Consider the following 17,532-nt stretch of genomic DNA (forward strand, 5'->3'; position numbering starts at 1 on the left):
CCTATTAAAATAACATGCTATAACTATAACAAAGCATTCTTTACTATTTTATCTCACACTTCATGACTTTGAAGGAGTATTTATCATTATTCCTAGACGCAACCAGAACATTGCCATCACCTAAAAATGAAACCTTAGCATTCTTAATGTTGGCACATGGACTTTTATCAAACATCTCGAGTGTGTAAATCATCCCTTGAGATTTATTATTGATATATGATATATAATCATTGCCTATGAGTCGTGAAAATTGAAAAATAAAAGCACAATAAATTATTAAAGATATAACTTGGATTATTAAAGTGCTTTTATGCAAAAACCTCTGCTGATTAGGTTCATATCCTGGCATTAAAAATTTCTTAAGCTTATCGTCATACAAAAAAAACCAGCACCATATAGGTACTGACACCAAAATAACCGCGAACAGTAAGATCATACAAAGAGGCACGATCAAAGGAATCATCGAAGCCGCAATAAATATCAAAGAGTGAGGGAAGTTTGTTGGTGAAACTGAAGTTATATCATTGATCACCACACCTGAAAGACATAGGGCGAAATTCACACATAGCGTGCCTCCTAATATTAGGATCCATTTACCCAATGTTGTTTCATATGCTTTTTATAAATAATAATTAGACTATGGAATACCGAAAAGCTCCAGTAAATCAAAGTCAGTATAAAGAACCCCTTCCACAAACCGTCTAACCCAAGGAAATTTAGAAGAAAACAAATGACGACTGCAACAATAAGATTCCTTATTATTTTTTGAGACGTATCAAGTTTGGAGTTAAAGGTTACAAGTTTATTAACGGTAGTTTTTTTTATCATCTCACACCCTGTTTAGTTCTAATTTATCCCACAAGCACTGTCTTTTAGACCAACTAGAAATTAATTTCATGATATACCAATTAACTGAATTGATTCATATCTTCATCCTTTTTGATTTTAAGCATCTCATAATGAAATTACTAGATATCAGCACAATCATTTTCATGATACATCAGAGGGTTAACGGAGTAATGCTATAGTCAGAACTGTTGCTAATACTCTGAAACTAACCTAGTCCCTTTTTTCCACATTGACACAATCCTGAGTCTACCAATACCACTATTATCTCTGGTTTCCAGACAAGTCAGCAACGACCATTTACGGCAGGGCTGCAGCAGCCCTGCCGAGCTTAGATTTCAATCAACTCAGGGATCTCTAACGAACCATTGACTTCAATGCCAAGATATTGAACCTTACTTTCCAGTTTCTTATTAGCTAGGAGCCCTCCAGGATTATTCCAGGTAGAGTTTTCATATTTGCTCTTGTAGAGTTAGTTAACGTTGTACAGGATAAATGACGATATAGACGTAACCGTGTGAACCAAGTGTATCGGCTTCGCAGGTGAAACCGTTGTGGTACAGGGTGACGCAGTGGGCATAGCGAGGATTCATTTCACCAGTGGTCAACATCGATTCCATCTGGCTGATAAAACGTGGGAATACTTCATTCAACTTCAAAGATTCTGCGTTACTGAATTCACCGGTAATGCTGACCCGGTCAGCCAGATAGTGCAGTCGGTTTCCCTCCTGTACCAGACGAGCGCCAAAGCAAGGCGTTACATTACGATTCAGTCCCCACTGGAGAAATGTATCGTTCTCTGAGTCAGTAGATTTCATTGAAGTACCCTCATATCCAGCCTCGCTCTGCAAACGACACAATGCCATCTGATCCGATAACCAGATGATCGAGCGTGTTCACATCAACCAGTGCCAGCGCTTCTTTAAGCCTGCCCGTAATGTTGCGATCGCACTGGCTGGGCTCCGGATCACCGGATGGATGGTTATGCGCCAGCACGACAGCTGCAGCATTGAAGCGAAGCGCTGACTTCAATACTTCTCGAGGATGGACCCGGACATGGTTAATCGAACCGGCAAATAGCGTTTCACTCTCCAGTAAACGGTGCTGGTTATCAAGATAGAGCACCATAAACACTTCCCGTTCTTGTCCTGCCAGATGTAACCAAAGCCAGTCACGGGCAGCAGTACTAGAGGTAAAGGATATGCCAGGCTGGCGCAGATATTTATCCAGCAGGTTGATGGCACGACGAATGCTGCGTTGGGCATAGGGGGTTAATCCGGAGGTCGCGAGGAACAAACAACCATGCTGGGCCATAATCGCCAGAGGAAAGAGTTCAGGCTGATATGACAGCGGGGGTAATGCGGTATTCATGTTCGGTATCCCTCAGTCGATGAGATGTATAATGGCGCTGCACTCTGGATGGTTCAGTGCGTAGTCGCGTAAGCGATAATAGTGCTCAGTCATCGCGTCACTCTCGGTGCGACAGGCGTGGTGATTGTAAGCCATCAGACAGGCGACCATCCCTGCAGCTTCACTAGTAAGCTCTGCACCATTGCCGTTCATGCTGTTGAACAGTATCCACTTCTCATCGTGGTCTGACTCGGGAGCCATAAAAGCGCCGCCGTTGCTGAGTATCGAAAAGCGCCAGATACCACCGTGGTAATCGGCACACAGCCGCTCCATCCAGGCGAAAATGCGAGGTTCAAGGGTTATCCATTGTGGGATGGAACCAAAGTGCTGCGGCCAGAAGCCGATGCGTAACTCGTCTGGGACCACTGAGGCAGTAATTGCGGTAAGCTCCGCGAACTGATGATTTTGTGTATTCATTAAACTATCTCCTTATGCCGGAACTCTTGTTTAACGCCCGAAAAAATCGAGCATGTTTTCTGCCATAACCCACAGGGCGCGATTGAGCTTCACATCGCCATCAATACCGGTAACAGCACGGGTGCGGCTGCTTTTCCCCTGAGCGGTTCGACCCGACAATCCACCTTTCATCAGGTTCTCCTGCACGCGCTGGTATACGGTCCACAGGTCATCGCTGTAGTCCTCCCGGCGACGTGGGGTCAGCAACTGCGATACCGTGACCGGCTGGTGCTCCTCACCAAATCGATACTTCAGTGCGGCATTTGCCAGCGCGTGACGGGCCGGGGCTGGTAACGCCAGCGACTGCATTGCATCGCGTTTCTCATCCACCCGGTCAAAGACCCCGAGCACTTCGTAAGCCCCTTCAATCACCTTCTCGACGACATTACCTTTATGCGGTACCCGCACTTCTCCGAATGACTGACCGCAGACCAGGCCGTTGGTACAGACGCCACGAAACAGTCCCGGAAGCATCTGATAGCTCGAGGAGCCGTCATGACTGTTGAGCAAAATGATTTCCGGTACCTGATGCCCGGTCAGTTGACTGGCACGACGCAGGCGAAGCATGTGTTTGGTGTGCTCCCGCTTGCTCTGGTCGCGGACCTTCGTCTGGCAGGCAAAGAACGGCTCAAAGCCTTCACGCTGCAGGCTTTCGAGAATGGTGATGGTCGGGATGTAGGTATAACGGTCTGAACGAGATTCATGCTTGTCACTCCCGAACACGCTGGGTACATGACTCATCAGCTCTTCATGGGTCAGAGGCCGGTCACGGCGTATCTGGTTTATACGACCAAAGCGGCTGGCTAATCGCATGGCTAACTCCTTATCTGATAATGAATTAAAAACAAAAAGGCCATGTTCCCGAAGGAGCATGGCCTGTTGCTATCTGGTGTTGGTATGTTGTGGGGTGGAGAGGTCTGAAATGTAAGTAACTAATCGCTGTAGTGTGTGGTCCGGCATTCACTGAGGTCAGACAGCTCTTTTTGCGTATTCTTCAGCCCCGGACTGAAGGAGCCAACTTTATTATTGTTGACGTAAACATCGAAATTGGACGACTGACCCAGCGCGTCAATAAATGACACCCAGGCATTATCACCATTTCGCCAGCCGAGGGATGAAGGTAACGGATACTGGCTGCTATCCATGACTACCGTTATTTCTGTCCCGTCGTCATGAGAACTTACTGATGTTCCATCAGGCAGGGTGAGATTAACACCGTGTTGCAGAATATTCTGCGCATCCGGATTGCCAGTACAGTTCAGATTAAACACCACCTTATCCGGGCTGGTAATGATATATTCGGTCACGCCCATCCCAAAACCACTCGTCCACATATTGGGAATAGCCTGTGCTGTTGATACAGAAGCCAGCATAGCTAATGTAACTATTACGTAAGGCAGTCGCATAATGTTGTCCTCAAATCATGTAATAAAGCTTTTGTTGTTTAAAACAATAAAGTAATGAAAAAACAGTTGGATTATTTTATTTGTTTGTAGCGAAACGCTTCTTTCCCGGCATAAATCCCGACAAGATCGTCATAACGAGGGTCCTTTTTATTCGGGCGGAACGTTACTTTCATATCGGGACTGCACATATCCTTCATGGTGAGATTGAATTCTTTACCTGGCGTAATGGTATATCCTGTTGCCACATCGTCTTTACTGGGAGTGATCCACCCCCATATGCCACCCGGACAATCTCTGGAAGGTTTCGAGCGAACAACAATAAACCATCCCATTGAATCCACTTCCGTCGCTGTACACAGTTTTCTGACCTGTCGGTGGGCATCACACCAGAATATATTCCCGCTCTTATTATTCACTGCCGCAGGCAGGAACCCGCTATAAGGACGTGCTGCGTGAGCATTACCTGCGATAAGTAAGGTGAACAACATGACTGGCAGTAAAGACAATAATTTCAATTTTTTCATTGCATTAACCTTACATTTAATTATGGAGACCATCTCTAATCAGTTTGTCCGGATTGCCCCCGACTTTCTGATGGAGAAAATGAATTCAGCGACTGTTGAATAAAACGGAAATGAGGTAAGGCTGAGATAAAATGTTTGTCCTCCGACAGCTGATGGAGGAGCTCACTGCGAATAAATGTTTCCCGGGATGGCCTTACCAGATGAATCTCATCCAGCCGGAAGACACGTAATTGTCTGTTATGTTCAGCGACCAGATACCAGTAACCATCCAGGGCGATTAGCCTGTAAGGTGCAACGGCCTCATGACGCTCCCCTTCAGTCAGAATGGTGATGCGCTGACATCCCGAAATAGCTCTGACCAGCCTGTAGAAGCAGAGCTTTCCTGCCGGGGGATGAGGTCTGTCCTGATGCCATACCAGACAAGGTCGCTCATCACAGTCCAGCAGGCTGCTGACCAGTCGCCGGTCAAAGCCCGGGAAAACCCCGGCCAACCCCGTGCGGTGAGCAAAGGTCAGAATATCTATTTCCTGCCGCGTACTGTGAATATCTGAGCGCAGACTGCACTGCCCCTGGTAATAATCCAGGTCGAGATACATCAGACGTTCCCGAAAGTCACGACGTAACGTGCGCTCTGACACCCCGAATTCAGTTGCCAGTTTGCGAATAAACAGAGTTTCACCGGACACCAGGCGGCTAATAATCAACGACAACCTGACAGCAAGCCGGTCATGTCGCCGCTCCTGAAGCGTCATGAAAGATTTCTCCTGAGAAGTTAACTCTCTGAATTAATACTGATTACTTTAAAGGAAGGAGTGGACAGGGTATGGACAACATCGGAACTATTTTTTATGAGCAATCCGGGCTTGTGGGCGCTCGTCTGACAGATAATGATACTTCGCCTGATTTAATTGTTGGTAAAACTCAGTGGACAGGACATGTCCACAATCAACAAATCATTAACAACCAGTTCATCATTCGCATAGAAAATTGCGATGTCAGAAGAATATCCAGTCCCAGACGGCCCGAGCGACCGACACCACCGCATCACGCACGCTACGGATCACCGTTTTCAGCGATGCAGGCAGGAACGACGATGACTCAGCCGTATCAAAAACCCGGCCCACAGCGTCGCCGAAACTGTCACGGGCCTGCGACTTTACCGGCTCTGTGCAGTGTCTCCCGTGCAGTTGTGTCACCACCGGACTGGTGGCGCGGTCAGGCAGACAGCGCATCATGTTTGCCACCATCTCCTCAATGCCCCATCCAGTGCGGGCTGACACCACACAAACCGGATGATGCGGTTTAAACATAGCCATAATTGCAGCCTGCTTCGCTTTAAGATTTCCCAGTTGGTGCGGTGAAGGTTTGCTGGTAAGGGTATCCCATTCATGACAGGGTTCTATTTTGTCGGCCTGGTTAATCACAAACAGTACCTTTTGCCTGTAAGTTTGCATCACACCGTGCCAGAACTGCTCGTCCACGGTCAGTGCCCGATCATCGGCTTTAATGACCCAAAGCACCAGGTCCAGTTCCGGCAGCATACGACGGTACAGGGCCCGGTATTCATGATCCCGCTGCCCGTTTTCACCTACACCCGGTAAATCGACAATCATCAGACTGTGACTACCACTTCGTAGGCGAAAGCGCAGTACGTCGCGAGTGCAGGCATTCACGTCACTCACCGGAGACACTTCCCCCCGGAAAAGTTCGTTGCAGAGAGAGGATTTACCTGCACCACTTTTGCCCATGATGCCAATCACCGGCTCGTAATGGGTCAGGTTCTGGATACGTTCAAGAATAAGCTGGCGAAGCGTGTGCGGAAGCGACGCGAGCGGTTGTTCAAGGGCCTGAAGGCCATCAGGTTTATTCATACAGTAGTCTCAGCGTGAAGAATTAAAAACCCCGCGTTCCAGTCAGGAAGGCGGGGATTCACTGAGATAATATCTGTCTGAAATTATTTGGAATATTAGGTTAACACGTAAAGGAAATTGTGCAATCCAGAACTGAACGATGTCCGCTTAGTGCCATAAGCAGAAGTTGGAGTGCCAGAGGTTTTCTATAAATTGATGGTCGTTTTACAGGGATACTTACACTCACACCATCAAGAAAAGCAGCCCTAGCCAGAAGTGGTAAACGTCCAAATGGCAGCCGAAAGAAGTGTCTTTTACGCACTATTCCCGGTGTTCAGTAAAACCGCCTATGCGACAGAGCCTTCATCCCAGACGCTTTCATTAAAACCACACTTTAAGAATGTTCTTAATTGGCATATCTTCATTCATATCTTGTAACAAGTGAGGGAAACACCGATGGAAGTGAACATCAAAGACATTGTGGGCAACTGGAATCGTGGTGTGGTACTGGACAAGCACAGCAAGTACAGCGTGGTGATAGGGCAAAACGAGTGGGGCCATAACATTTACGACACTACGCGTACTGAAGTGGGCGAAGCTCTCTTTCAGCTTAAGTACAGGTCTGACTGGAGTCAGGTTCATCCGCTGGCTCAATGCCTTTATGATGAAGCATATCCACTGTTTGAAAAGGTTGGGTTCATCCTTCCTATGGCTGCTTCTAATGTCCGTGCACGACAACCTGTTACAGAGATTGCTCAGGCACTGGCAAACTTAGCCGGTGTTCCCTGTTCTGACAATCTCCTGTTGAAAGCTCCTGGTGGTGTTTCACTTAAGAATCTGCATACCAAAGAGGAAAAAGTTGAAGCCATTGGGAACAGCTTTTCCGTAAACCCTATTATCACCAATCAAGGACAATGGAACGTTTTAGTGATTGATGACCTATACCATACGGGAGCATCAATGGAGGCTGCTTGTGCGGCGCTACGCGGCTATAATAAAATCAGTAATATTTACGTTGCGGCTCTTACTTGGAGATAACCATGACGACGATTTTCGTTGCTGGCTCTATAACCATTAAAGAACTTGATCCGCTCATCATTGAGCGGTTGAAGAAGATTGTAGACAAAAAGTATCGTGTGGTTGTTGGTGACGCTAACGGCGTAGATTCATCAGTTCAGCGAGCGCTTGTTGCGTTGAATTGTGAAACCACTACAGTTTTCAGCAGTTCGCCAAAGCCGCGAAACAACTTAGGTGCGTGGCCCGTAAATGTTGTCAAAACAGATTACAAGCGCGGAACACGTGAGTTTTACACTGCTAAAGATATCCAGATGGCCGAGAACGCAGACTGTGGCCTGATGGTGTGGGACTGCAAGAGTCCAGGTACGCTTAATAACGTAGTAGAGTTGCTTCTGCGAAATAAGTATTCAGTGGTGTTCGTCAACAAAATGCGTGGCTTTATTAAAGTTAAAACGCCTGACGATATTGATACGCTGATAAAAATGATGAAAACTACCGATCTGGAAAAGGCAGAAGACAAAATCAGTTTAAGCGGCAAGCTGGCGCGTTTGAAAAACAATCAGATGTCTTTTCTGTAATCATTCACTTCAATTCAGACAAAACCGCCGTCTGGCGGTTTTTTTTACGCCCTTTTCCTGGTGTGCGATAAAGTACACGATAGTGACCTGCTCCCTGGTGATTCACACAGAATGGTGCCAGCAATGTCCGCAGATCGCTCAGGCTGTGTGAAAACACCTGAGCACTTTTTGGTCTAAGCGATGGTTTCATATGATCAACCATTCTTTATAAACCCATGCCGCGGACTTACTTTTCCATTAAAATTATAAACATACAAGTGAACACTGCGGGTACCGACATGACCAATCACATTCAAGGACATGGCAGGCACCAGATGACATTGCTCCCAGATGCACTGGATGATTTTGTCACTGAAGATAACCCAGTCAGAGTAGTTGATATATTTGTAGATGGGTTACAGCTTGATTCTCTTGGTTTCAGAAGAGTTAACGCAAAGCGAACCGGACGGCCCGGATATCACCCTGCCACCCTACTGAAGCTGTACATTTACGGATATCTCAACCGAATTCAGTCCTCCCGAAGACTGGAAAAAGAGGCCCATCGGAACGTTGAACTGATGTGGTTACTTGAACGATTAACGCCTGACTTTAAAACCATTGCAGACTTTAGGAAAGATAACGGTGAAGGTATCAGGAATGCTTGTCGGGCCTTTATTGGCCTGTGCCGGCAAATGCAAATGTTCACTGATGTTGTTGTTGCTATTGACGGCAGCAAATTCAAAGCAGTAAACAGCAAACCGAACAACTTTACATCCTAGAAAGCCAAAGACCATATTGAGCGCGTTGAGCAAAGTATTACTTATTATTTAAACAAGCTGGATGAAGCCGACAAGAATACCGGGCCCAATGCAAGCACAAAGTTAACAGCCACTAAACTGGCCTGGCTACAAAAGCGTTTACGTGAACTTCAGGCAATCCAACACGCAGTCGCACAACAGCCAGATAAACAACTCTCTTTAACCGACCCTGACTCTCGGTTGATGAAAACAAATAATATGAACCGGCAAGTTTGCTACAACGTTCAGACAGCCGTGGATACGAAGAACCATTTGATTGTTGCGCATGAAGTCACCAATACAACAGATCGGGGGCAACTTGGTTCAGTGGCAACACTGGCTCAGAAAGCTGTTGGCCGGAAGGACATAACAGTACTTGCCGATAAAGGGTATTACAGTCGCAGCGATATTAAAACAGTTCTGGATAGCGGAGCCGTGGCTTTGGTGCCAAAGGGAGATACCTCTGGTGCTGAACGTAAAGGGCTCTATAATCGCTCAATGTTCAGATATAACAGGGAAAAAGATGTTTATGTATGCCCAATGGGCAACGAGCTTCAGAATCGATTTACCTCAATAGAGGACGGTCTGGAGCAACAATTATACTTTAACAATATTGCCTGTCGCGATTGCAGCCAGCGCTCCAGGTGTACCACATCAAAACGCGATCCAAGGCGTATACGGCGCTGGGTTCATGAAGCTGAAATGGAAGAAATGCATGCCAGACTTGAGGCATTTCCTCAAGCAGTAGTCATGCGAAAGCAAACGGTAGAACATCCGTTTGGGACAATAAAAATGTGGATGGGTGCAACGCACTTCTTGATGCGGAAATTTAAAAACGTCAGTACAGAAATTAGTCTGCATATATTGGCTTATAACCTGAAAAGGATGCTATCAATATGGGGTACTGAAGGATTGATAATTCAGCTGCAGGAACAATACGGCTAACGGTTCCAGCCATTTTATCCTCCAGTAACAACAAATATCAGGTTCTTCCCCGCAATAAAAAATTCTGAGTCACCCGAATAAAATCACAGATTACCTCGTCAACTTAAACGACATTATTAAAGCACAGATGAGAAATATTGTTTGGCTATTTGAAGCTATGAGTTTTCACATAGCCTGCGCTCACAGCGGACCTTCAGATCAGTCAGTTTGTACGCTTCGAGCCAGAAGTAAAAGTTCTAACTTCCATGCCTCGGCTACGGTGCTCTGTACGTAACGGGCAAGAGAGAGACAGCTATAGAACCTTGGTCGATTAAGATTCATAACAATACTGAGAAATCAGACGAAGAAACCGCTGGGATCACAACGCTATTTAGCAGATCGCCGATAAGATTTCGCCGCTTGCCAGGCATGTTTCATCTTCTCAATAAACTCCAGCTTCTCTTCAGGTTGGACGTTCCACACATCTATAGCCGCAATAATCATGTCATAACGCATAGAGGTATTATAAGGGCGAAGATAGCCTGCTATTCGTCCTTTTCCTTTGAGATAGTCCCAGAGATAGACTAACTGAATTTCGTCATCACGTGACATCCAGTCAAAATCTGTCAGAAAAAAATCATATTGCTCAAGCCAGCGCTCATGCAGTTTTTTGAAATAAGAGATCTTATCTCCAAGTGAGCATGGCGCTTCATCAATGTACCTCATCACACCATTGATGAGTTCACGCTCAGTTACCGGAGTGGGGTTATACAGAGAGGTACTAGCTCCCGCGTTCAGATAAAATCGGGAGAAAACGCGTTTCGGTTTCTTTAAAGCAGTGGCCTGTGGATTTGTTATCAGGTCCCAATCTATATCGTCCAGGTCAGTATTCAAATTAGAGAAATCAAGATTTGTGAAGATATTATCGTCCATTAAAAGAGAATTAAAACTACCAGAACAACCGACGTCATTCCCCAACCCACCAAGCGTCAGCCCTGCAGATAATACTGGGTATTCAAAAATATAATGGTGAGCAAACCACAATGCTCTTGGTGTACCTTTGAAACAATCAAAATAATCTTTATCAATCAGTAGCAGCTCAGCCCATTCTTTAAGAGTTTTCCGACCAACTTTGATCCTGTCCTGATCGCCTAGGAAATGCCGTTCAAGGATCTCAGAGATTAAACGTCGAAACTGATCCGGCGAATCATAAGTACTCCACTGTAAGGAGTAATCAGTGTTGGAAAGCGCACCAAGCATTTTTAGATACATTATCTCGTAGCGGATCATATCGTAATGCAACATCGTCTCTTCCCTCTAATTCTGGCTCCTGGACACAGATTAGCATGAGCATCTTTTAGGTAGAGGGAGGCGGGTCACAGGCTGAGGAATGGCTGATTTTTTACTGATATCCCCCTGATTCTATTGTGATAATACTCTGACACCTTACTGCATTATTCCTGTGATTTTTACCCTAGGATCGTCCTCTGTTCACCTCATTAGCATCGTTCAACAGCAAATATGAACATTTGGGTTTTTAGTATAATTAAGGGGCACTCCCTGTTTCTATACCACTCTGATTACAGCGTCTTCCCCCAACAAGCAACCCTGTCTGTATTCCCCTGGATACACGGCTCCCTGTATCTGCAGTATCCCCGCTTCTCTTAAAAATTACATCTCATCCCAATCCTTTGTACTCCACCTGACAAAGGATAAATCAATGCACACACCTTACCCTTTTAACCCCAGATACACGATGAACTGGTTTCTACTGTCTCTACTCAATGACCACCTGAATCAGCTACTGAACCGATACTCCCGAATACAGGCACTCAGACTCGACCTGTTCTATCAGAAAAGTACAGAACGCTATAAACGTCATTCATGGAACGAAACAGAGCGAGAGGTGCGTATGCTGGTTGAACGCACCCTGCAGCACACAAATCTGGCAGGGTATTTCTGGGTACTCGAGAATTCTGTAGACCACGGCTGCCATGCCCATATCGTGTTCTATCTCGACAGGCACCTTAACCAGGCTACCTACCCAATAGCTGAGAGAGTCGGAACAATATGGCGGGAAATAACGCAACGAGAAGGCTATTACAACCGCTGCGAGTACAAAACCACTTATGAAGTCAGTATTGATAGGCCGGTGAACTACGGTGATACCGAAGCCATTGGTAACCTCCGCTACATAATCAGCTACCTTGCCAAAGAAGAGCAAAAGCACGGTCATTATCATTACGGAGCCAGCGAGGTACCGCCGCCCAGCGGACTGGGGCGGCCTCGCACGGTGTAACTCACGTTCTGCACTTTTTTACGTATTAATCCATTGATGTGGAAGGGCTGGTGGTAACGAGCGATCAACCACCAGCTCAGGATAATCCCACACTGGAAGACAGCATCATGACTGAACAAATTTCTTTGCTTGATGACCAACTGGTGGATATGCGGTTCATCACGAAGCTAACGGGGCTAACAGATAAGTGGTTCTACAAGCTGATAAAAGATGGCCTGTTCCCGAAGCCAATCAAACTGGGTCGCAGCTCCCGCTGGAAGAAAAGCGAAGTTGAATTATGGTTACAGCAACGCATTGCCGATTCACGCGGCCATTGATACAAACCATTCGTTATAAGCTACACCTTTCCCGATATCCCAATCCTTAAAGCACCATTAGACTCGGCATAATTCAAACGATATGCTCTATCACCCCATTCACTAAAGTTCTCAATTCAGAAGCTGAAAAACAGAAGCTGAAAAACAGAAGCCCACCCTATCCCTGGCCTATCCGTTATTATGTTGAACGGCTGCCATACTGACGTTGATTTCCTGGGTGAGCTTCTTATTTTTAACAACGTGTCAGAACAATCCTGCGCCGGGCATACAACGTTTCCGCAGACAGCTGGAATTCATATTCCGCTGCCTTTAGCTTTCTCGATTTAAGCATCTTCATCGTAACGCCCCAAATCTGACCTGCTTCCACCTTTCTCTGAATTTCACCAGCGCTCAGCATGAGCTGTTGCTTCAAAATCGACAGCAGGCTGACCTGAAATGAACGGGAAGTCCTGACACGAACGCGGACCCGCTGGTGGGCGGTGATGCTTAACGGCCAGCGCTCATGAACGTTAAAGCCAAGCCGACCCGATAGCTCTGCGTTGTTTCGCTTCAGCATCGCGATATCATTTGCAAAGTGTTGTACCGTGGCGGCATCGTTTGTCATTAGCCGATGAAAAAGCTGGCGGTCAATTTTGCTGACGTGCAGGCGCGAAAACAGGGAGATATTCCAGGTGTAATCACAGTGTGTGCATTTATAGATACTCCATACATCCAGCAGCTTCTTTTGAGAATTAACCCGAAATGCACCTGACGGCGTGAAGTCCCGTTTAATCTTGCAAGAAGGGCATCGTTTCGCAATGCGCTGATACCCCACGGGCGTGACGGTCCATGTTACTTTCATAACGTACCTTTTTTAACCCATACAAAACCTAATCCGTACGAAACGGACTATGAATGTTTATGTATGAAAAATATTTAAGAGATATTTTTCAGCGGGTTAAAAAAAAGATTTCCAACGCTATAATCCTGTAGGTGACCAAAAGATATACCGAGACTAGCAAAGCGGTAATTATCGGGTAAATGAGTTCAATCAATATTGATGATGATTACATCAGGATCTATTGATCTGACACGCTAAACGCCGCGCAGTTATTCTGTATATTTAGTAAACAATCAAACGACAGAAGGAGCGCATTATGACCCCGTACGAACGGTTTTGTCAGGCCTGCGGAATGCCGATGTCCGCACCCGATGCACACAGTGCCAGCAATCAATATTGCGCGTACTGCAGCGACAGCAACGGCAATCTTAAACCCTGGGAAGAGGCGGTATCAGGCCTGGCCAGCTTCCTTGATTCCTGGCAAAAAGTCGGCCCGGAAGAAGCACAGAAGCGTGCAAAACGTTATCTGACGGCAATGCCAGCCTGGGCTCATAAAGCGGACGAGTGAACCTCAGTTAAGTTACACAAACCGAATTGACTCTCATCCCGTATGAGGTGGCAACAGATGACCACGCCGATGTCTGCCGTAGAGAGTCACAATATTAATCAGCACCAACACTTTAAGTTGTTGATTTTATAATGCTTATGATGAATAAGGCTCCACAATTTCTCTGTAAGAGCACTGAACGTCCAGATCTAGAAACATCTTTCCTTGATGGTAGCTCCAGAAATTCAGTGATATTACTGTCATCCGCTATTGGTATTGGGACATACAATCCTGGATGGCGCTGTTCGCTTCACGCCGGAGCTATAACGGGTAAAACGTCAGAACGTCATATTGGCTTTATCATTTCAGGGGAGATGATGGTTCGTGACAGCTCCGGAAATGAAAGTCTTGTTCATGCCGGTGAAGCATTTGAAGTTGCTGAAAATCACGATGCCTGGGTTGTGGGTGATGAACCGTGCGTTGCATTAGATTTCACGCAGTTACCACACTGATTTGTCATCATATTGAAAATATCCGGTTATTCATCCGTCTTCCCTGAGCCAGAGCTGTTTAAAAACCGGCTTTCCTTTTAACATCTCTATACCCCCGGCCAAATCATGAAATTAATATGTGAGATTTAAATATAACCAGATGAATATAATGACAACGCAGAAATTTGAAGAACAAAAGTTCTCAGAAAGTCACTTTACTGGTGAGAAAGTTTCAGGCGTGAAGTTTTACGCATGTGATTTTTCGGAAACAGATCTGACAGAAACGCAATTCATTAATTGCCATTTCTGGCATCCGGATAAACAGGTTGGGGGTGACTTCAGCGGAGCAAAGCTGAAGGAGGCCAGCTTTATAAACTGTGATCTGACGATGAGCACATTTAAGAATGCAGACCTGTTTGGTATTGAAATCAGGGACAGCCGCGCAATGGGGTGCAATTTCCGTCAGGCACGATTTATGAAAAAAATCAGTCCCCGACTCTGGATATGTAGTGCCTTCATAACCAAAAGTAACCTAAGTTATGCTGATTTTTCAGGCGCGACACTGGAAGAGTGTGAGCTGTGGGAAAACTGCTGGAACGGGACCATTGTCACCGGTGCCAATTTTAGTGGCTCAGATCTGTCTGGTGGTGATTTCACCAACTTCAACTGGCGCTCTGCTGATGTGACGAACTGCGATCTAAGGGGAGCTGTTACAGGGGAACTAGATATCCGACGCACCAATCTTGAGGGAGTCAAAATTGATGACGAGCAGGCTATATCATTGATGGCTTATGTCGGTATCACAGTAACTGAGTAGTATGGGTTGTCAGCATGAGAACGATCACGCTGCATGCGCCTCCATACAGGAACCCGATGAGCCATTTCTGAACCACTCTTGAAACTGACGATTTGCTCATAACTGACGGCATATCTGTTGCAGTGCAAATGAGTTAATGTGTTTTAAACAATGACCTCCTTTCAGATAGCATTATTGCTCGTATTTTATATGGTAATAATGAAATTTTTTACGAATATTTATTACCCCCTTCCATGTAATATTAAGAATAATAAGGACTATATATTTCCCTGCCTTTAATTGAACTTTAACCCTTCACTTTCAAATTATTAAGCGCGCCTTATACTTAATTCCTGACCGGGTAGAGCGAGAGAATCTATTTATAAAAATGTGATATTCGCCATTGACTAAAAATATATTATTAAGTATTTTTTAGCCACTGGAGTAGATGTTTATACCCGTAATCACTACTCTCTGAGCTGAGCAAGAAAAAATATAATCCAGTGGCTCATGGGTTAAGTTTTAAAGCGTCATGTAGCAAAGGCTCCATACAGCAAAAAAATACAGTCTGGCAAGAAGTATGGAGTAACGCATGGTCAATACCTCTGCGTAATCAGTAACCTTCCGCACAGAGAAGAATAAGGTCAACACCGGAACAGACTGGTTAAAGATCCAGTTTTGAAAAGCAATCCAAGATAATAAGAAGAAAAATATTTATATTGCAGGCAGTGAATACTTATAATGAATGACTCTTCCTACCTCCCTGTTTAATGCCTCGTGTTCCGTGCAGCGAGGCACTTTTTATATTCTGGCACTCGCCAAAAAGGAGGCATATATGACAGCACCACTGAGGTTTATAGCCACTGACCGGCATATCAGCGAAAATCCTGATCCTGTCTCTTTCACTCGAGGGACTTATCTGACAATTCGAGAGAAATATGTGGGGGAGGAAGGGTGGGATAACTGGTTCTACTGCATCGTTCCCGGTGGTACCGGTGGCTGGGTGCCTGCACAGGTTTTCTTTAGATTCGAGGGGACTTTTCGGGGTATCGCAATGGAGGATTACACCGCCCGGGAGCTGGAGGTGAAGAAAGGTGATGAGGTTGACGGGTTGAGATCAATGAATGGCTGGATGTGGTGTGAACGACTTTCTGATGGGCAGACCGGCTGGGTCCCTCTGTCACTGCTGCATAAGCATGAAGGAAAAATCTGAATACCTTTACTGAAAACAGGACTTTTAATAAGGCAGACCCTTTATCAGCAGTTCGTGCTGAAATACAGGCGACTGAACTAGTGTGGCTCGCGCCGGTAACGGACCCTCAGCTCAGGAAGATCTGGGGGAGTGGTTTAATGCCCAGGTCATGCGTCATGGCGAAACAGCGTCACTGCTGGAAATCGCCCTCTTCGCCGCAGATAGCGTCTGGATGGGCCAGATGTACGGCGTTGTTCCCGGCCATTTTGAATGGCTCAGAAATTATCTCATTAACATGACGACTCCAGAAAAATGATATCAGGAAAAAATCCCTGGCTTGTGCTTGCTTTGGTATCCGTCGCTCTGTTTCTTGTGGTGGTGGATATGACGGTACTGAACGTAGCCCTCCCCGTACTGGCCCGCGAGCTGAACGCCACCAATGCAGAGAAGCTCTGGATGGTAAATACCTACTCTCTGGTGCTGGCCGGTCTGTTACCAGGCTGCGGCACCCTGTCCGACCGGATCGGTCACCGAAGAGAAGTACGCCACGCTTGGCCGCGTGCTGCGCATAAAACCGGAGACCCGCATTCTGGACCTCGGCAGCGGTTCGGGCGAGATGCTTTGTACCTGGGCCCGGGATCACGCCATTACCGGCGTCGGTATCGACATGAGCCAGCTGTTCAGCGAGCAGGCCAAACACCGCGCGGAAGAACTCGGCGTCAGTAGCCGAGTTGAGTTCATTCATAACGACGCCGCCGGATATGTGGCAGAAGAGAAATGCGATGTGGCCGCCTGCGTTGGCGCGACATGGATTGCCGGTGGGTTTGCCGGGACCGTAGAACTGCTGGCGCAAAGCCTGAAACCGGGCGGGATCATGCTCATCGGTGAACCCTACTGGCGTCAGCTACCCGCGACGGAAGATATTGCCCAGGCCTGTGGCGTCAGCTCGACAAGCGATTTCCTTACGCTCCCCGGGCTTATCAGCGCGTTCGACGACCTTGGCTATGACGTGGTGGAAATGGTGCTGGCAGACCAGGAAGGCTGGGACCGGTATGAGGCCGCGAAATGGCTGACCATGCGCCGCTGGCTGGAGGCCAACCCTGACGACGACTTCGCGGCGGAAGTCAGGGCCGAGCTAAACATCTCGCCGAAACGCCACGTAACGTACGCGCGGGAATACTTTGGCTGGGGCGTGTTTGCGCTCACCGCCAGGTAACAACAGGTTCCTGGTATTTCTGACTGGAGATACCGGGGGCTTCGCCTTTGCTTTGATCCGATGCATC

Annotated in this window: 19 protein-coding genes and 3 pseudogenes; 12 read left to right on the forward strand and 10 right to left on the reverse strand. The window is 46.5% G+C overall.

Features of this window, described 5'->3' with window-relative positions:
* Positions 1-1,322: 1,322 nt before the first annotated feature.
* The 8 genes from DBY68_RS10900 to DBY68_RS10935 all read right to left on the reverse strand — a co-directional run bounded on the left by DBY68_RS10900 (position 1,323) and on the right by DBY68_RS10935 (position 6,513).
* Positions 1,323-1,664: a type IV toxin-antitoxin system YeeU family antitoxin gene (locus DBY68_RS10900; RefSeq protein ID WP_108476223.1), complete on the reverse strand. Its 342-nt coding sequence runs from the start codon at positions 1,662-1,664 to the stop codon at positions 1,323-1,325.
* Positions 1,665-1,674: 10 nt separating this feature from the next.
* Positions 1,675-2,217 carry a DNA repair protein RadC gene (gene radC / locus DBY68_RS10905; RefSeq protein WP_108476222.1) on the reverse strand — a complete coding sequence of 181 codons (543 nt, stop codon included), beginning with the start codon at positions 2,215-2,217 and terminating at the stop codon, positions 1,675-1,677.
* 12 nt (positions 2,218-2,229) lie between these two features.
* Positions 2,230-2,673, reverse strand: a complete 444-nt coding sequence (locus DBY68_RS10910) for an antirestriction protein (protein WP_017694583.1) — start codon at positions 2,671-2,673, stop codon at positions 2,230-2,232.
* Positions 2,674-2,703: 30 nt separating this feature from the next.
* Entirely contained in the window at positions 2,704-3,525 is an 822-nt protein-coding gene (locus DBY68_RS10915) for a DUF932 domain-containing protein (RefSeq protein ID WP_023343037.1), read from the reverse strand.
* A gap of 119 nt (positions 3,526-3,644) precedes the next feature.
* On the reverse strand, positions 3,645-4,118 hold the full coding sequence (locus DBY68_RS10920; RefSeq protein WP_023343036.1) for a hypothetical protein: 474 nt from the start codon (positions 4,116-4,118) through the stop codon (positions 3,645-3,647).
* Positions 4,119-4,189: 71 nt separating this feature from the next.
* Positions 4,190-4,642 (reverse strand): hypothetical protein, encoded by a 453-nt coding sequence (locus DBY68_RS10925; protein WP_108476221.1) that lies wholly within the window; start codon positions 4,640-4,642, stop codon positions 4,190-4,192.
* 35 nt (positions 4,643-4,677) lie between these two features.
* On the reverse strand, positions 4,678-5,394 hold the full coding sequence (locus DBY68_RS10930) for a WYL domain-containing protein (protein WP_057775073.1): 717 nt from the start codon (positions 5,392-5,394) through the stop codon (positions 4,678-4,680).
* A gap of 243 nt (positions 5,395-5,637) precedes the next feature.
* Positions 5,638-6,513 carry a GTPase family protein gene (locus tag DBY68_RS10935; RefSeq protein WP_039268712.1) on the reverse strand — a complete coding sequence of 292 codons (876 nt, stop codon included), beginning with the start codon at positions 6,511-6,513 and terminating at the stop codon, positions 5,638-5,640.
* 435 nt (positions 6,514-6,948) lie between these two features.
* Between DBY68_RS10935 and DBY68_RS10940 the strand changes: the two genes are divergently transcribed.
* From DBY68_RS10940 to DBY68_RS10955, 3 genes and pseudogenes are all read left to right on the forward strand, one after another.
* Positions 6,949-7,530: a ComF family protein gene (locus tag DBY68_RS10940; RefSeq protein ID WP_108476220.1), complete on the forward strand. Its 582-nt coding sequence runs from the start codon at positions 6,949-6,951 to the stop codon at positions 7,528-7,530.
* Positions 7,531-7,532: 2 nt separating this feature from the next.
* The gene (locus tag DBY68_RS10945) at positions 7,533-8,087 is read left to right on the forward strand and encodes a hypothetical protein (RefSeq protein ID WP_108476219.1); all 555 of its coding nucleotides are present in this window, start codon (positions 7,533-7,535) and stop codon (positions 8,085-8,087) included.
* Between the two features lie 278 nt (positions 8,088-8,365).
* Positions 8,366-9,808: pseudogene (locus DBY68_RS10955) on the forward strand (IS1182 family transposase).
* 366 nt (positions 9,809-10,174) lie between these two features.
* Here the strand turns inward: DBY68_RS10955 and DBY68_RS10960 are convergent.
* Positions 10,175-11,092 (reverse strand): hypothetical protein, encoded by a 918-nt coding sequence (locus tag DBY68_RS10960; RefSeq protein ID WP_012543045.1) that lies wholly within the window; start codon positions 11,090-11,092, stop codon positions 10,175-10,177.
* Between the two features lie 415 nt (positions 11,093-11,507).
* Between DBY68_RS10960 and DBY68_RS10965 the strand changes: the two genes are divergently transcribed.
* Together DBY68_RS10965 and DBY68_RS10970 are read left to right on the forward strand one after the other, a co-directional pair.
* Complete coding sequence (locus tag DBY68_RS10965; RefSeq protein WP_108476218.1) at positions 11,508-12,086, forward strand: inovirus-type Gp2 protein; 579 nt, start codon at positions 11,508-11,510, stop codon at positions 12,084-12,086.
* Between the two features lie 107 nt (positions 12,087-12,193).
* A complete protein-coding gene (locus DBY68_RS10970) occupies positions 12,194-12,403 on the forward strand; it encodes an AlpA family transcriptional regulator (protein WP_072123577.1) in 210 nt (69 codons plus the stop codon).
* 232 nt (positions 12,404-12,635) lie between these two features.
* On the opposite strand, the gene DBY68_RS10975 is transcribed toward DBY68_RS10970, so the two are convergent.
* Complete coding sequence (locus DBY68_RS10975; protein ID WP_108476217.1) at positions 12,636-13,244, reverse strand: DUF1062 domain-containing protein; 609 nt, start codon at positions 13,242-13,244, stop codon at positions 12,636-12,638.
* Between the two features lie 295 nt (positions 13,245-13,539).
* Between DBY68_RS10975 and DBY68_RS10980 the strand changes: the two genes are divergently transcribed.
* The 7 genes and pseudogenes from DBY68_RS10980 to DBY68_RS11000 all read left to right on the forward strand — a co-directional run.
* Positions 13,540-13,791 (forward strand): zinc ribbon domain-containing protein, encoded by a 252-nt coding sequence (locus DBY68_RS10980; protein ID WP_108476216.1) that lies wholly within the window; start codon positions 13,540-13,542, stop codon positions 13,789-13,791.
* Positions 13,792-13,922: 131 nt separating this feature from the next.
* Positions 13,923-14,282, forward strand: coding sequence for a hypothetical protein (locus DBY68_RS23085; RefSeq protein ID WP_233503885.1), 360 nt, complete (start codon positions 13,923-13,925; stop codon positions 14,280-14,282).
* Between the two features lie 148 nt (positions 14,283-14,430).
* Positions 14,431-15,078, forward strand: coding sequence for a Qnr family pentapeptide repeat protein (locus tag DBY68_RS10990; protein WP_233503886.1), 648 nt, complete (start codon positions 14,431-14,433; stop codon positions 15,076-15,078).
* Positions 15,079-15,892: 814 nt separating this feature from the next.
* Entirely contained in the window at positions 15,893-16,270 is a 378-nt protein-coding gene (locus tag DBY68_RS10995) for an SH3 domain-containing protein (RefSeq protein ID WP_108476215.1), read from the forward strand.
* Positions 16,271-16,352: 82 nt separating this feature from the next.
* Entirely contained in the window at positions 16,353-16,565 is a 213-nt protein-coding gene (locus tag DBY68_RS22770; RefSeq protein ID WP_146745456.1) for a hypothetical protein, read from the forward strand.
* Positions 16,565-16,786, forward strand: a pseudogene (locus tag DBY68_RS23090) (MFS transporter); the annotation flags it as partial. The gene DBY68_RS22770 and the pseudogene DBY68_RS23090, both read left to right, overlap by 1 nt.
* Positions 16,779-17,465: pseudogene (locus tag DBY68_RS11000) on the forward strand (class I SAM-dependent methyltransferase); the annotation flags it as partial. The pseudogenes DBY68_RS23090 and DBY68_RS11000, both read left to right, overlap by 8 nt.
* Positions 17,466-17,532 lie beyond the last annotated feature (67 nt).

Origin of the sequence: Pseudocitrobacter sp. RIT415, from assembly GCF_003057695.2 — a bacterium.
In the GTDB taxonomy this organism is placed as follows: Bacteria; Pseudomonadota; Gammaproteobacteria; order Enterobacterales; family Enterobacteriaceae; genus Pseudocitrobacter; species Pseudocitrobacter faecalis.

Excerpts from the sequence above, each read along its gene's own strand:
- DBY68_RS10900 (WP_108476223.1), bottom strand. The coding sequence starts at position 1,664 with ATGAAATCTACTGACTCAGAGAACGATACATTTCTCCAGTGGGGACTG.
- radC (WP_108476222.1), bottom strand. The coding sequence starts at position 2,217 with ATGAATACCGCATTACCCCCGCTGTCATATCAGCCTGAACTCTTTCCT.
- DBY68_RS10910 (WP_017694583.1), bottom strand. The coding sequence starts at position 2,673 with ATGAATACACAAAATCATCAGTTCGCGGAGCTTACCGCAATTACTGCC.
- DBY68_RS10915 (WP_023343037.1), bottom strand. The coding sequence starts at position 3,525 with ATGCGATTAGCCAGCCGCTTTGGTCGTATAAACCAGATACGCCGTGAC.
- DBY68_RS10920 (WP_023343036.1), bottom strand. The coding sequence starts at position 4,118 with ATGCGACTGCCTTACGTAATAGTTACATTAGCTATGCTGGCTTCTGTA.
- DBY68_RS10925 (WP_108476221.1), bottom strand. The coding sequence starts at position 4,642 with ATGAAAAAATTGAAATTATTGTCTTTACTGCCAGTCATGTTGTTCACC.
- DBY68_RS10930 (WP_057775073.1), bottom strand. The coding sequence starts at position 5,394 with ATGACGCTTCAGGAGCGGCGACATGACCGGCTTGCTGTCAGGTTGTCG.
- DBY68_RS10935 (WP_039268712.1), bottom strand. The coding sequence starts at position 6,513 with ATGAATAAACCTGATGGCCTTCAGGCCCTTGAACAACCGCTCGCGTCG.
- DBY68_RS10940 (WP_108476220.1), top strand. The coding sequence starts at position 6,949 with ATGGAAGTGAACATCAAAGACATTGTGGGCAACTGGAATCGTGGTGTG.
- DBY68_RS10945 (WP_108476219.1), top strand. The coding sequence starts at position 7,533 with ATGACGACGATTTTCGTTGCTGGCTCTATAACCATTAAAGAACTTGAT.
- DBY68_RS10960 (WP_012543045.1), bottom strand. The coding sequence starts at position 11,092 with ATGTTGCATTACGATATGATCCGCTACGAGATAATGTATCTAAAAATG.
- DBY68_RS10965 (WP_108476218.1), top strand. The coding sequence starts at position 11,508 with ATGCACACACCTTACCCTTTTAACCCCAGATACACGATGAACTGGTTT.
- DBY68_RS10970 (WP_072123577.1), top strand. The coding sequence starts at position 12,194 with ATGACTGAACAAATTTCTTTGCTTGATGACCAACTGGTGGATATGCGG.
- DBY68_RS10975 (WP_108476217.1), bottom strand. The coding sequence starts at position 13,244 with ATGAAAGTAACATGGACCGTCACGCCCGTGGGGTATCAGCGCATTGCG.
- DBY68_RS10980 (WP_108476216.1), top strand. The coding sequence starts at position 13,540 with ATGACCCCGTACGAACGGTTTTGTCAGGCCTGCGGAATGCCGATGTCC.
- DBY68_RS23085 (WP_233503885.1), top strand. The coding sequence starts at position 13,923 with ATGCTTATGATGAATAAGGCTCCACAATTTCTCTGTAAGAGCACTGAA.
- DBY68_RS10990 (WP_233503886.1), top strand. The coding sequence starts at position 14,431 with ATGACAACGCAGAAATTTGAAGAACAAAAGTTCTCAGAAAGTCACTTT.
- DBY68_RS10995 (WP_108476215.1), top strand. The coding sequence starts at position 15,893 with ATGACAGCACCACTGAGGTTTATAGCCACTGACCGGCATATCAGCGAA.